12 protein-coding genes are annotated in these 14,343 nt (G+C 36.2%); 4 read left to right on the top strand and 8 right to left on the bottom strand.

Translation table 11 applies throughout. The features are described from left to right. Positions 1-48: 48 nt before the first annotated feature. From FD26_RS01825 to FD26_RS01800, 6 genes are all read right to left on the bottom strand, one after another. Positions 49-672: a hypothetical protein gene (locus FD26_RS01825; RefSeq protein WP_057866729.1), complete on the bottom strand. Its 624-nt coding sequence runs from the start codon at positions 670-672 to the stop codon at positions 49-51. Between the two features lie 89 nt (positions 673-761). Then, positions 762-1,145: a DUF956 family protein gene (locus FD26_RS01820; RefSeq protein WP_057866728.1), complete on the bottom strand. Its 384-nt coding sequence runs from the start codon at positions 1,143-1,145 to the stop codon at positions 762-764. A gap of 115 nt (positions 1,146-1,260) precedes the next feature. Beyond that, on the bottom strand, positions 1,261-2,172 hold the full coding sequence (locus FD26_RS01815) for a PTS system mannose/fructose/sorbose family transporter subunit IID (RefSeq protein WP_057866727.1): 912 nt from the start codon (positions 2,170-2,172) through the stop codon (positions 1,261-1,263). A 19-nt stretch (positions 2,173-2,191) separates the two neighbouring features. Continuing rightward, positions 2,192-3,007: a PTS mannose/fructose/sorbose transporter subunit IIC gene (locus tag FD26_RS01810; RefSeq protein ID WP_057866726.1), complete on the bottom strand. Its 816-nt coding sequence runs from the start codon at positions 3,005-3,007 to the stop codon at positions 2,192-2,194. A 43-nt stretch (positions 3,008-3,050) separates the two neighbouring features. Continuing rightward, positions 3,051-4,022, bottom strand: coding sequence for a PTS sugar transporter subunit IIB (locus tag FD26_RS01805; RefSeq protein ID WP_057866725.1), 972 nt, complete (start codon positions 4,020-4,022; stop codon positions 3,051-3,053). Between the two features lie 644 nt (positions 4,023-4,666). Then, positions 4,667-5,005 carry a winged helix-turn-helix transcriptional regulator gene (locus tag FD26_RS01800; RefSeq protein WP_057866724.1) on the bottom strand — a complete coding sequence of 113 codons (339 nt, stop codon included), beginning with the start codon at positions 5,003-5,005 and terminating at the stop codon, positions 4,667-4,669. Positions 5,006-5,092: 87 nt separating this feature from the next. On the opposite strand from FD26_RS01800, the gene FD26_RS01795 reads away from it, so the two are divergent. Next, positions 5,093-6,109 carry a zinc-binding alcohol dehydrogenase family protein gene (locus FD26_RS01795; RefSeq protein WP_057866723.1) on the top strand — a complete coding sequence of 339 codons (1,017 nt, stop codon included), beginning with the start codon at positions 5,093-5,095 and terminating at the stop codon, positions 6,107-6,109. A 147-nt stretch (positions 6,110-6,256) separates the two neighbouring features. Here the strand turns inward: FD26_RS01795 and FD26_RS01790 are convergent, their stop codons facing one another. Beyond that, complete coding sequence (locus tag FD26_RS01790) at positions 6,257-6,937, bottom strand: DUF4867 family protein (RefSeq protein WP_057866722.1); 681 nt, start codon at positions 6,935-6,937, stop codon at positions 6,257-6,259. Positions 6,938-7,082: 145 nt separating this feature from the next. On the opposite strand from FD26_RS01790, the gene FD26_RS01785 reads away from it, so the two are divergent. After that, positions 7,083-8,021: a 2-dehydropantoate 2-reductase gene (locus FD26_RS01785; RefSeq protein ID WP_057866721.1), complete on the top strand. Its 939-nt coding sequence runs from the start codon at positions 7,083-7,085 to the stop codon at positions 8,019-8,021. A 21-nt stretch (positions 8,022-8,042) separates the two neighbouring features. After that, on the top strand, positions 8,043-9,080 hold the full coding sequence (locus tag FD26_RS01780; protein ID WP_057866720.1) for a PTS sugar transporter subunit IIC: 1,038 nt from the start codon (positions 8,043-8,045) through the stop codon (positions 9,078-9,080). A 102-nt stretch (positions 9,081-9,182) separates the two neighbouring features. Here the strand turns inward: FD26_RS01780 and nagE are convergent, their stop codons facing one another. Continuing rightward, positions 9,183-11,168: an N-acetylglucosamine-specific PTS transporter subunit IIBC gene (gene nagE, locus FD26_RS01775; protein ID WP_057866719.1), complete on the bottom strand. Its 1,986-nt coding sequence runs from the start codon at positions 11,166-11,168 to the stop codon at positions 9,183-9,185. Between the two features lie 377 nt (positions 11,169-11,545). On the opposite strand from nagE, the gene FD26_RS01770 reads away from it, so the two are divergent. Beyond that, complete coding sequence (locus tag FD26_RS01770; RefSeq protein ID WP_057866718.1) at positions 11,546-14,194, top strand: HAD-IC family P-type ATPase; 2,649 nt, start codon at positions 11,546-11,548, stop codon at positions 14,192-14,194. The last annotated feature ends 149 nt before the right edge of the window (positions 14,195-14,343 follow it).

Here is a 14,343-nt window from a genome sequence, read left to right as displayed (position 1 = left end):
CATTTACACAAGATATTTTACGCTCTCAAAGAATCTAGTTAAGACCCCTCAAAATCTAACTAGATTCTTTTTTAGATACAATTTTTTATCAATATATTTTTTAATTTCCTTAATATCATTATCGGTAGTTGGTATTCCTGAACTTCTCCAAGCAAATCTTAAACGTATTTGTTGCTGGTCAGTTTGAAGCAACAAGTAATGTATTTTACGTGTCAAAGGAGCTTTAAAAGTTCCTCCTAATGGATACTGCGTATTCATAATACTTTTCCCATCCAAAACCGAAACTGAGCGAATTTTTGAAAAAGATAAATGACATTCCTTTTTCCATAATGGAAGAAAAATTGCCTGTACTCTTTTTCCCCAAGTACTGTAATCATAATAGTGAACCCCTTGAGTATCAACATACCAATAATCATAAAGTTCCGATAAATACTTAGGATAAATTAACAAACTTTCCAAAATAAAACTTACAATTCCTAAAATGATTCCTAATAAAAGATACTTAGGAAAAATAGACCAAATAATAATTCCTATTACCAATCCCAAAATAATACTGATTAACAATGGCTCAAAACTGATTTTTCTCTCGAAACTCAATCCATTTTCCATATCAATCACCTTAATTGTTTTGTAACTGTTATAAAAATAGACCTTCTCAATATTTTTTGCCAAAATTGTGTCTCGAAAATATCCTAAATGTCTTTTTTGGCATAGAAAAAACTCTGCTAGCCTTATTCAGGTCAACAGAGATTTTTAAGTTATTATTTTGTTTTCTTTTTATTTGGATTTCTCTTAAAAGCACGTCCGATAACTTGAAAGAAACTCAATGAACGAACAATTCGATCAGGTTTAATATAAACCCGGATCGCCCGCAAAACTTTTTTAGGGTCTCTTGAGGAAAATGAAAATGTTCCATTGCTTTTTGTTTCAATAGCAAATCTGGGAATCCAATGTCCCCCAAACATAACTGAAACTATTACCGAATTAACTTCAGTCCATGGAATTTGGATATAGTTATTAGCATCACGATCATCATAAAATTCGAAGCCCTTATCTCCGACCATGATCTTACCGTAATCTGCCATTCCTAAGTGAGAAGTTGCATTCATGACCAAATCCGACTTCGTATTTATTGATTGAACCATTTAACCTAACCCCTTTATCTATTTAAAAAGTATTATACGTCTGAAAATATTTATTATCAAAAAAGAGGCGGAACTCATTAACTGAGTCCACCCCATATTTGAAAGTTTCAAATTATTACATAATGTGAAGTACGTGTAATACAACACCAAGTACGAATAGGCCAAGAATAATAACGATTGGAGAAACTTTCTTCTTTAGTAACCACATACAGAACAATGTTAGTAGCAAAGCTGCTAATCCTGGGATCAATAGATCCAAGTTATCTTGCAAAGTTGTTACTTTGTGAGCTGTCAATGATAGACCAGCTTTTTGTTGAATCAAAGCTTCCTTAACGCCTTGTGCGCCTGATGGAAGATGTGCCCAATCAATGTAAGCACCCTTATCTAGTTTAACAGTTGAAACTGTTGGTGTGAACTTAACAGCAACCCAACGGTTAACCAATGAACCTAAGATAAACATACCTAGAATTGAAGCACCCTTAGTAATATCTTGTAAGATACCACCAGAAAGGTCATCTGTAATCTTTGAACCGGCTTTGTAGCCAAGTTCTTGTGTGTACCACATGAAGGCCATACGAATAGCATTCCATGCTACGAAGTAAATGATTGGTCCAAGAATATTACCAGTCATAGCCAATGAAGCAGCCAAAGCACCAATAATAGGCTTAACAGTGAACCAGAACACAGGATCACCAATACCAGCCAAAGGACCCATCATACCAACTTTAACACCTTGGATAGTAACATCATCGATAGGTGCACCATTGGCACGTTCTTCTTCCAAAGCCATAGTAACACCTAAGATAGGTGAAGCTAAATATGGGTGAGTATTGAAGAATTCCATGTGACGCTTCAAAGCGGAAGCACGGTCTTCTTTTGTTTTATATAATTTTTTTAGGACTGGGATTAATGAGTAAGCCCAACCACCATTTTGCATACGTTCGTAGTTCCATGAACCTTGTAGGAAGGTTGAACGCCACCAAACGGAAATTCTATCTTTTTTAGAAATCTTTACTTGATCTGCCATTTTTTTGTGTTCTCCCCTCTTAGTAGTTATCTATAATGTCGCCGACTGGATCACCAGTGTTAGAGTTTCCTCCACCACCGTTTCCACCGTTACCACCTGATTTTTCCAATTTCAAGTAGACAAGAGCGATTGAAATACCGATAGCACCAAGACCAATAAGTGTTAATTGTGTAACTGTAGCTAACACAAAACCAATTGCGAAGAATGGCCATACTTCTCTAGTAGCCATCATGTTGATAACCATTGCATAACCAACGGCAACAACCATACCACCACCGATTGACAAACCATCTGACAACCAAGCAGGCATAGCATTTAATAATTCCTTAACGGGGCCAGCACCGATAGCTAGGATCAATGCAGCAGGAATGGCGATACGAACACCTTGCATACAAATAGCAATATATTGCCACATTTCAATTTTCTTAAAACTGCCTTGTTCAGCAGCTCTATCCATAATATGAACAATACCAGTTGCCAATGTACGACATAGAATTGTTAATAGTAGTCCGGCAACAGCCAAAGGAACAGCGATGGCAATAGCTGAACCAACACCAGCCTTACCTTTACCACCAAGAACAAGAATAATAGCTGAAGCGACAGCTGCCAAAGCAGCATCAGGTGCTACAGCAGCACCGATATTAGCCCAACCTAAGGCGATCATTTGTAGTGATCCACCAAGGATAAGACATGGTAATAATTGACCTGTAACTAAGCCGATTAAAGTACAAGCTATAACTGGTTGGTGAAAGTGGAATTCATCCAAGATACCTTCCATACCAGCTAAGAAAGATACTAAAACGACTAGAATAATCTGAATAGCATTTAATTGCATGATTATTAATCCTCCGTTTATTTCTTAAACATATATGTATATATTATTTTGCTTTATTAAGTTCGTCTTGAGCTTTCTTCATGATGCTATCAAGATCATCTTTTGAGTCTGTAGGAACTTTACGAACATCAAACTTGATGCCTTCTTTTTCCATAGCCTTATAAGTATCGATATCATTTTGATCAAAAGCTAGAACCTTATTAGGTTGAACTTTACCAACTGAGTGAGCCATTGAACCAACATTAACCGTCTTCAATGGAACTCCTCCGTCGATAGCTTTCTTAACATCTTGTGGTGTTTCGAAAAGCAACAATGCACGTTGACCACCAAAATGTTTGTCATCTTTGGCAATCTTGATCATTTGATTGATAGGAATAACATGAGCCTTAACACCTGCTGGTGCAGCTTGCATAATCATTTGCTTACGCAAGTCATCCTTAGCAACATTATCTGAAACGACGATGATACGTGTAGGATTTGTTGTCTTAGTCCATGCAGTAGCAACTTGACCATGCAATAGACGTGTATCAACACGTGCCAAAACATATTCTAGTGAACCAGGTTGACCACCTGTAGGTGCTTGTTTAGTTGCAGCCTTAGGAGCTTCCTTAGGTTGCAATGATTCTGGACGAACCTTAACACCGTCTTTTGCTGTTTCAATAATATGAGCAGCAATTTCTTGTGCTGAGTTCATTGATAGGCGTGAAGCATATGCCTCAATCAACATAGGTAAGTTTAGACCAGCAACGATAGCCCACTTATCTTTATGTGCTTCGAACAAACCATTTACTTGGTTGAACGGTGTTCCACCCCACAAATCGACTAGGAACAAAACTTGTTCTTGGTCTTCTAGAGAAGAAACAGCTTCTTCCAGTTTTGCCTTTAGATCATCAGGACCCATATCTGGTTGCAATGTAACGGCTTGAACATCTTTTTGTTCACCGAAAATCATTGATCCAGACATCTTGATGCCTTTGGCAAAGTCACCATGGCTTGCAATAACAATTCCAACCATGTTTAATCCTCCTTTATTTTTATGTCATTAAAGCGCTTACTTTGACCACCCATTTATGATCGAATTGACAATAAAAATAGAATAATTTCTAAATAAATCGCTTTAATAGAGCTCACCCTTCATGTGAACCCTTACATAATATCATTTTTTCAGAAAAAAAACAGCCGTTTTAACAAAAAGAACCAAATAAAAACAAAATTAAACTTTTAATATAATTTATTTAATTCGTTTTTCACATTTATGGTTCCTCGTTTTCTCTTATCATGACAATATTTTAAAAAAATAGGTATTATCTGATCAAAACAATTTGAACCATTATTAACTTATTAATTGCCTATTTGTGATGTTTGAAAGTGTTGTCTTTTTTTCACGATTTTCAATTACTTCAGCTATTAATCCCCTTTATATCAGCATTTTCAATTTACTTAAAAAAGATTGATTATTTTGATAAAATTAATTTAACATGTTACATATATGTAACAGTTTGTTACTTATGTTTCTATATCCTTTTTATTGTGAAAAATACTGATTTGAAGTTAGTGGCTTACTGAAAGTGGTAGGTACCAATTGTATAGGCCATTTTTAGTAAAATATTTTTCTTAAATTTTTATTAAGACAGCATATTTTTAAAAGTCGTCTTAAATTTAATCGTTATTTAATTGATTATATTTATCTCCCCAATCGGACATTGCTCTAATAACTGGTTCTAAAGTCAGTCCAAGTTCAGTCAACGTATAATCGGTTCGTAAAGGTTCCTTTGAATAAATATTCTTTTGAATAAGATTATCTTTCTCCAGTTCAACTAATTGCAAAGCCAACATTCTAGTTGAGCAGTCCTTCATGTCGCGTTTCAACTGTCCAAAGTGACAAACTTTCTCTTCCAAAAGATGGTACAAAATCACACTCTTCCATTTACCCGAAATAAATTGCAATGTGCTCTCTACCGGACATCCGGCCTGACAATCATAGGCTCGTCTTTGCATACTGGGCTCCTCCTACTAGTAACAAAAATTTCACGATTGTTCCTTTTGTACATTAGACTATCATATCTTTCGAAAGGAAGTAATAATATGAAAGCAATCGGATTTCAACAACATTTGCCCATTACAGATCCAAAAAGTTTATTTGAATTTGAACTCGTAAAGCCTACTCCTAAAGGGCATGACTTGTTGGTCAAAGTTAACGCTATTTCAGTCAATCCTGTCGATATTGGCGTACGAAAAAATGGTCACGCAACTCTCAAAAAGCCCAAAATTATCGGATGGGACGCTGTTGGAACAGTGACCGAAGTTGGTCAAAAAGTTACTCTCTTTAAAAAAGACGATCGAGTCTTCTACGCCGGTTCATTCATTCGTTCAGGAAGTAACAGTGAATATCAGTTAGTTGATGAACGAATCGTTGGCATCGCTCCAAAAAAATTATCAGATGCTCAAGCCGCTGCAATGCCATTAACATCTTTGACTGCATGGGAGGCGCTTTTTGAACAACTAGAAATTGATCCTAAAGATAAAACAAATAATCACAATAAAAATATCCTCATTATTAATGGCTCTGGTGGCGTTGGTTCAGTCGCAACACAGTTAGCCCACTGGGCAGGTCTAAATGTCATTGCCAGTGCTTCCAGACCCGAAACTATTTCCTGGACAACTGCACATGGAGCTGACAAAACGGTCAACCATCGTAAAGACCTAGTCACAGAAGTTCGTCAGCTTGGTTACAAGTATGTTGATTACATCCTAGAATTAAATGATCTTGATGGACATTGGAATGAAATGGCCGAATTGATCAAGCCTAGTGGGCATATTGCTTCAATCACCGAAAATCATCGTCCGATCAATTTGCGTAAGCTCACCACTAAACGAGCTACCTTTGCTTGGGAATGGATGTATTCAAAATCCTACTATCAGACCTCTGATATGATTACCCAACATCAAATTTTAAATCATATTTCACATCTTTTAGATGAAGGAACTATTAAAAGTACTATCAATAAAAAGTCATCCCCTATTAATGTGGATAACTTAAAAATGGCTCATCAATTAGTCGAGACTAATCATATGGTTGGAAAAGTTGTTATTTCTAATTAAATCTATTAAATACTATTCCAAGTATTGGCTACATTAATCGTAAAAAAGCATCTATTAAATATTCAAAGTACATACAAGTGTACCTGAATCTTTTAATAGATGCTTTTCTTGTTTTTACTATCTAGAATTTATTTAATAGCCTCATTTTTATTCAGCTAAAGGTTTCATTTCAATCATCTTGCCAGTTAAACCTACTTGAACGCCAATAGCAATCTTATCTTTACGACTAGGATCAACTAATTGGAACTTGTTTTGTTTAACAATTCGCTTATTAGTACTCTTGAATCCGGCTGGCAATTCTTCATTGCTACCTTTGATCAACATAACAATAATCGAGAATCCTGAATCATGCACTTTAATTGGTGCATAATGCAAGGTTGAGCTGTAAAATTCAACCACAGTTCCAGCTGGGACAAAGAAAGTTTGACCATCATCTCTAGGGCTATATGAACCTTTGGTATCAAGCGTTGAACGTTGACCCAAAACCATAATGACATCTGTCAGCATAATATTAGTTTCACTGCCTTGATGATATTCAATGGCAGAAAAATTAGTCGATTGGCCTGTACATTCACCAGCTTCAATTGGCATGTTGGCATAAATATCGCGTCCCATTTCTTGAATTACGGGAATAGCTTCCAATCCCTTATTTGAAGGTGTATAAAAGTTGGCTGGACTAGAAATTTTAACGTTCTTATCCATATAATCTGTTACTTCATTAATATCATAGTTTGTATATACTTTTCCGTACTTTTTAAAATCTGGATCATCAATTGAGAGGATCTTATATTCTGGATTTAATTTTTGAAATTCTTCTAATGAACTCATGCTTTTCCCCCATGTTTACTAATGTTTATTTCAAACATAATCTAACAGTTGAAAACGTTTTAGTCAAGACTTTCAAAGTTACTTGTAGCTTTTTTCACAAGAATTAAAGTATAATGCAGGTACAGATATATTAAGGAGAAAAACAATGAAAGTTATTATTGCAGGTGCGGGTGCTATGGGCAGTCGCTTTGGTATTATGCTTCATCGAGGAGGCAATGATGTTACTCTAGTCGATGGTTGGGCTGATCATGTCAACGCTATTAAGGAACACGGTTTAAAAGCTAACTTCAATGGTGAAGATATCACTGTCAAAGTTCCTGTCATGCTTCAATCCCAAATCAAAAGCTCTGAAAAGGCTGATTTAATTATTTTATTCACTAAATCTATGCAATTAGATAAAATGTTGCAAGATATTAAGCCACTCATCTCAGATCAGACTAAGATCCTCTGTCTTTTAAATGGTATTGGTCACGAAGATACTATTGAAAAATACATCCCTATGAAAAATATATTTATCGGCAATACTATGTGGACTGCTGGTCTAGTTGGTCCTGGACAAGTTAAATTATTCGGCAATGGTTCAGTTGAACTTCAAAATCTAGGAAAAGATCAAGAAAATGCTGCAAAAGATTTAGCCGCAGCTCTATCTGAGTCAGGACTTAATGCAAAATATTCTGATAATATTCACTACTCTATCTACCGTAAAGCTTGTGTAAATGGAACCATGAATTGTCTCTGTTCAATTCTTGATGTCAATATGGCTGAATTTGGCGCTACTAAATCCGCCCATGATATTGTAGTAACCGTGGTAAATGAATTTGCGGCAGTTGCCAAACATGAAGGCGTAAACCTTGACACTGCAGAAGTCGTTGAACATGTTGAGTCATGCTTTGATCCTGAAACAATTGGTAAGCATTATCCTTCAATGTATCAAGATCTAATCAACAATCACCGTCTAACAGAAATCGACTACATTAACGGTGCCGTTTCCCGCAAAGGTAAAAAATACAATATTGCTACGCCATACTGTGACCTATTAACACAATTGATTCACTGTAAAGAAGATATTCTTGGAGCTAAATAGTTAAATTACAGGAGACTTATTATGAATAACAAACTAACGGCCAAAACCTTTCTCAATAAAGTTTTATCCGGAACCGCCACTGGTATTATTATCGGATTGATTCCCAACGCTGTTCTAGCTGCTATCCTCAAACTCTTTGGAGATAATCACTTTGCCCTTGCAATTGGACAAATGGCAGTTATCTTCCAATTAGGTACTCCCTTATTAATCGGGGCCTTGATTGCCCTTCAATTTGATTTCAAACCAATGCCAATGATGGTAGTTGGTGGGGCTGCTTTTGTTGGTTCCGGTGTCATCAAGTTCAATGAAAAAGCCCAAGCTTATATTGGTGCGGGTACAGGCGATATTATCAATACTATGTTGACTGCCTCAATTGCCGTTTTATTAATTCTTTTAATTGGTGATAAATTCGGTTCAGTAGCAATTGTCTTAACTCCAATTGTTGTTGGAGTTGGTGCTGGTCTAATCGGATTTTACCTTTACCCTTATGTTACTGACATTACCAAAGCCATTGGTGATGGAATAAATTCTTTCACTAATTTACAACCAATCATTATGTGTATTTTAATCAGCTGTGCCTTTGCAACTTTAATTATTTCTCCAATTTCGACAGTCGCCATTGGTATGGCTATCCAGTTGAATGGTATTTCTGCTGGTGCTGCTGCCATGGGGGTCGCTGCTACAACCATTGTTTTAGTAGTTAACTCTTGGAAGATTAATAAACCGGGCGTAACCATCGCAATTGCTTTAGGTGCTATGAAGATGATGATGCCTAACCTCTTCCGTAAGCCGATTATTCTAATTCCATGTTTAGTTACAGCCGCAATCTCAGCAATTCCAGTCGCATTATTCAATATCTCTGGAACCCCTGCTTCAGCCGGTTTTGGACTAGTCGGTTTAGTTGGCCCACTAGCATCATTAGAAGCAGGATTAAATGTTGCTTTACTATTTATCAGTTGGATTATTGTTCCTGTTATTGTTGCAATTGTCCTACAGCTCTTGCTTGAAAAAATGCTTCACTTATATAATCGAAAAGATGTCTTTGAATTTTTAGGATAAAAAGTACGAAAAAAGGCCAATATTCATTATTTGAATATTGGCCTTTTTGATAGTTATTTTAATAATCAGAAATTATTATGTGAATTATGAAGGGTGTTATCACTACTTAGTTGTTACTTTTAGAACTTCTTTATTAATTTGTACATCTTTATCTAACAAATTAAATTTCATATAACTAACACTTGGCATATTTGTAACAATTACCATCATGTCAGTCTTCTTGCCAGCCGTTTTGATCTTGTCTAGATCAACTTGAGCTAATTGATCGCCATGCTTAACCTCTTGACCTTCAACAACTTTAATTGTAAAGGGTTCGCCTTTAAGCTGAACAGTATCAATTCCCATATGAACTAGAACCTCTAATCCATTGTTAGTTTTAATACCAAGAGCATGCTTAGTTGGGAAGATAGTTGTAATCGTTCCATCAACTGGTGCCACAATTTTTCCATCAGTTGGTACGACTGCAAAACCGTCACCCAGCATCTTTTGAGCAAAAGTAGAATCAGAAACTTCTTCAATATCTTCTAAATATCCATTAGCAACACTGTAGAAGACATCTGTTTCACCAGACTTAACATCGCTGATAGGTTCTGTTGTTTTAACAGTTGTTTTTTCATCGGCAGCGACAGTATTGACCACTGCATTTTCGTCATAAAGTTTCTTCAAAGCATCAGCCACGAATTGAACTTCGGTTCCAACAACAACATGAATATTAACTTTATCCAAAACATTTACTCCGGCAACTCCAGAACTCATGATTTGAGACTTATTAATTTTGTCAGTATCTTTTAATTGTAGACGTAAACGTGTTGTACAATTATCGACTACATTGATATTATCGTGTCCACCAATACCTGCATAAACTTTTTTAGCCATTACCATGTATTTATCATCAGTATCAGATGTTGCCACTTCTTCTACAGGAGCATCATCATTAGCCTCTACCGGTTCACGACCTGGTGTCATCAAATTAAATTTTTTGATGGCAAAATCAAAGCCAAAGTAATAAATAACTGCCATAACTAAACCTTGAACTAATAACATATATGGCTTATTAGCAATTGGCATATGGAAACTTAAAATATAATCAACTAAACCAGCACTAAAGGTAAAACCTGCTGTCCAGTGCATAAAGGCTGCAAAAGCCATTGATAAACCTGTAAAAATTGCATGGATCACATAAAGTGGCCAAGCTACAAACATAAATGAAAATTCTAGTGGTTCCGTTACACCAGTAAAGAATGAAGCAAAGGCACCAGCCATCATCAATCCAGCAGTAACCTTCTTTCTTTCTGGCAAAGCATTTTTATAAATTGCCAAAGCTCCAGCGGGTAAACCAAACATCATTACAGGGAAATAACCAGCAAGATACATTCCAGTCACACCCTTAGTACCCTTATTGGCCCAGAAATTACCAATATCATTGATACCAGCAATATTAAATTCAAAGACTTGATTCAATGCCTGATGCAAACCTGTTGGAATCAAAAGACGATTGAAGAATCCGAATAAACCAGCTCCAATCCATCCCAGGTTAACAATAAACTTACCAAAACTAATCAAAGCATCATAGAGAACCGGCCAGACGAATAGTAAAACTACTGAAATCAATAGCATAACTAATGTTGATAAAATTGGCACTAAGCGTTTACCACTAAAGAATGATAATGCCATTGGCAATTTGGTCTCATGAAAGCGATCAAACAAAGCTGCGGCAATTAAGCCTGCAATAATACCAATAAAAACATTCCCAGCAATCGCATTAAAAGCTGGATTAACTTGTCCTACTTTAATACCTAATAATAAAGAAACTTGTTTAGGGGCCAAAACATAAGTTGGCACTATATAGGCTACAACCCCAGCCATAGCTGAAGCGCCGTCTTTTGTTTTTGACATTCCAATTGATAAACCAATTGCAAATAATAAAGCTAATTGGCTAAGAATGGCACTACCACCGACTTGTAAAAATTGCGATAAACCCCAATTTTTAGGTAGCCAGTGTCCAATTCCTTCAAGAAGTGCTGCTGCTGGCAAAACCGCAACTGGCAATTGAAGAGATCGACCCATTCGTTGAAGATAGGTTTTCATTTTCCCATTTTCCTCCCTTAATTAAGAAAAACATTAACGAATTAAATAATACTGGTCTACATACACTATCGCAACTATTTTATTAATTTTTCGCTCTTTGTAAGCAAGTTAAACGTTTTCAGTATTAATTGGACTAGACTTATTTAAAATTGGTATATTCCATGTAACTGCTAACATTATAAAAAACTAATGGTTTTTCTAATATTGACATAATATAAATAATCTGATATCTTTATATTACAAATAATTTAGGGAGTGAACTTTAACTGAAGACGAATCTTATATATTTCTTGCATCGAATTCGGAGCTGAGTTTGGCACATTACTTTTTAGCAATGCGCTTTTTTTATACTTTGAAAACGAATGAGGAGATGTAATTTGAAAACTAAACCCTATCAAATAGGACTTAAAAATTTAAAAGAAACATATGATACAAATGAATTCAAAACTGGACTTTCTAGCAATGAAGCTCAAAAACGTTTGCTGAAAAATGGTCCCAACAAATTAGAAACGGTCAAAACATCCAAGTGGAAGATTTTTTTCCGTCAATTCAATAATATGGTTATCTACGTCTTAATTGCGGCTACTTTGATAACTTTATTAATGCGTCACTATTCTGACTCGATCATTATTTTCTTGGTAGTAATCATCAATGCTATTATCGGGTATTATCAGGAATCCAATGCATCAGATGCCTTAGATAAAATTAAACAGATGCTATCGATTGAGGCTACAGTTTATCGCGATGGACAAAGAAAGGATGTACCCGCTGAAGATTTGGTTGTCGGCGATACCGTCTTTTTAGAAGCTGGGGACAATGTTCCTGCCGACTTAAGAATTATTGATTCTGATAATTTAAGAATTCAAGAGTCTGCTCTAACTGGAGAATCTAATTCTGTAGCAAAGATTGCTGAAGCTTTAGAAAACGATTTACCTTTAGCAGAACAAAAAAATATGGCTTTTGCCTCTACAGCTGTTACTAATGGTAGTGGTAGCGGAATTGTTGTTGCAACCGCTCAAGACACTGAAATCGGTAAAATCTCTAATGAAGTCAGTTCCGTTAAACAACGTAAAACTCCATTGATGCAAATCATCGATAGTTTAGGTACCAACGTTTCCTACTTTATTGTGGCTGCCTCCGTAGTCATTTTCATCATTGGTTTAATCTTCGACACTTACTCGCTGCCAGTACTTTCACTAGCCGTAGTAGCGATGATGGTTGGTGCTATTCCTGAAGGTATGCCCGCTACAACCTCTGTTATCTTAGCTAAGGGTGTCAGCGATATGGCGAAACGTCAACACACTATTGTCAAAACTTTACCTGCTGTTGAAACACTAGGATCAGTTGACGTCGTTGCAACCGATAAAACTGGTACTTTAACTAAAAATGAAATGACTGTTACTGACATTTTGATCGATGACCAAGAATTACAGGTTACTGGAACGGGATATGAACCAGTTGGTAAAATCGTTCAAAATGGTCAACCAGTCTCTATCACAGCCAAGCTAAAACTTTTATTAGAAGCCGGTTATCAAGCTAACGATACAACCTTGATCAAAGAAGATGGTCGCTGGAATATCAACGGCGAGCCAACTGATGGAGCCTTTCTTACGCTGTATCACAAGGTGTTCCCCTATAATCAAGAGAATAACTATACTGAAGTCGATATTTTACCATTTGATTCCGACTATCGTTATATCGGTAAAATTGTTCAAGATGAAGATAATAATCGTTTACTGTTCGTTAAGGGCTCACCGGATAAATTGCTCGAAATGGCTCAAAAACAAGATCCCACTTTCAACTATGAGTATTGGCTTCAAAAAGTTGAACAGTATTCAGCCGAAGGAAAACGAGTTATCGCTTTAGGTTATGAACAAGCACCCGCAACTGCTGACGAAGTAACTCATGAGATGATCCTTGATGGTCTAAACTTCCTAGGGTTAGTTGCCATCATTGACCCACCTCGCGAAGAAGTGATTGAATCTCTCAAGGTTATGCGCAAAGCCGGAGTTCAAGTAAAGATGATCACCGGTGATAATGCCATCACTGCTAAAGCAATTGGCGAAAAATTAGGCTTGGCTGATCAAATTCAAGCTATAACGGGAACTCAATGGGATCAATTGTCTGATTCTGAAAAAATAGTTGCTGCTAACGACAATCAAGTTTTTGCTCGAACTACTCCAAGTAATAAACTAGAAATTATCGAAGCACTGCAAAATAATAATAAAGTTACTGCCATGACTGGTGACGGCGTCAATGATGCCCCTGCTCTAAAACGAGCTGATATCGGTGTAGCCATGGGTATTAAGGGAACTGATGTTGTTAAAGACTCAGCTGATATGATCCTAACTGATGACAACTTTGCAACTATGTCCTCTGCTATCAGAGAAGGTCGTCGTATCTTCGATAACATCAAAAAGAGTATCCTCTACTTACTGCCAATTTCCTTTTCAGAAGGACTAATCGTTGCCTATGCGATTTTAACGAAACAAGAAATTCCACTGCAGCCGACCCAATTGCTTTGGATCAACATGGTTTCTGCCATTACGATCCAATTTGCTTTAATCTTTGAGCCAGCTGAAGATGGTATTATGAATCGTCCTCCTCGTAAAACTGGTAGTAAGTTAATGAATCGACATGATATTTTCCAAATGACTTATGTAGCTATCTTGATTGCTGCAGTCAGTTTGATAATTGATATTTACTTGAATAATCAAGGTGTAGGCGAGGTTATCTCAAGTACCACGATGGTTAATACATTAATTATCGGAAAAATTTTCTACCTATTTAACATTCGAACTCCCAAACCAGCTCTATCAAAAGAACTCTTTTCTAACCCTAAAGCCTTCTTGTTTGTAGGATTGATGATTATTTTACAGTTGATCCTAACCTATGTACCATTTATGCAAGAAATCTTCTCAACTGGAGCAATTGGTTTGCACGAATGGCTATTAGCCATTGGGGCTGGTGCAATTGTCCTAGTAATTACTGAGATTGATAAACTAATTTGTCTAAGAAAAGCGTAATAAAAACAACTTATACTTAGTGGATTGTCTTAAAGCATTTTAATTTTGCCTATAGACTATTATTTTTCCACATAAAAACACCCAATGACTTTAAATTCTTTAGTCATTGGGTGTTTTTTATTTAGAATCAAAAAATTTGAAATATGATT

The organism is Companilactobacillus crustorum JCM 15951 (assembly GCF_001434585.1).
Lineage (GTDB): Bacteria > Bacillota > Bacilli > Lactobacillales > Lactobacillaceae > Companilactobacillus > Companilactobacillus crustorum.
This window is presented reverse-complemented; position numbering and strand designations above follow the sequence as displayed.

What these genes read in the sequence shown, in the direction of transcription:
- nagE (WP_057866719.1), bottom strand. Translation starts at nt 11,168, where the DNA reads ATGAAAACCTATCTTCAACGAATGGGTCGATCTCTTCAATTGCCAGTT.
- FD26_RS01790 (WP_057866722.1), bottom strand. Translation starts at nt 6,937, where the DNA reads ATGAGTTCATTAGAAGAATTTCAAAAATTAAATCCAGAATATAAGATC.
- FD26_RS01800 (WP_057866724.1), bottom strand. Translation starts at nt 5,005, where the DNA reads ATGCAAAGACGAGCCTATGATTGTCAGGCCGGATGTCCGGTAGAGAGC.
- FD26_RS01795 (WP_057866723.1), top strand. Translation starts at nt 5,093, where the DNA reads ATGAAAGCAATCGGATTTCAACAACATTTGCCCATTACAGATCCAAAA.
- FD26_RS01785 (WP_057866721.1), top strand. Translation starts at nt 7,083, where the DNA reads ATGAAAGTTATTATTGCAGGTGCGGGTGCTATGGGCAGTCGCTTTGGT.
- FD26_RS01780 (WP_057866720.1), top strand. Translation starts at nt 8,043, where the DNA reads ATGAATAACAAACTAACGGCCAAAACCTTTCTCAATAAAGTTTTATCC.
- FD26_RS01810 (WP_057866726.1), bottom strand. Translation starts at nt 3,007, where the DNA reads ATGCAATTAAATGCTATTCAGATTATTCTAGTCGTTTTAGTATCTTTC.
- FD26_RS01805 (WP_057866725.1), bottom strand. Translation starts at nt 4,022, where the DNA reads ATGGTTGGAATTGTTATTGCAAGCCATGGTGACTTTGCCAAAGGCATC.
- FD26_RS01815 (WP_057866727.1), bottom strand. Translation starts at nt 2,172, where the DNA reads ATGGCAGATCAAGTAAAGATTTCTAAAAAAGATAGAATTTCCGTTTGG.
- FD26_RS01820 (WP_057866728.1), bottom strand. Translation starts at nt 1,145, where the DNA reads ATGGTTCAATCAATAAATACGAAGTCGGATTTGGTCATGAATGCAACT.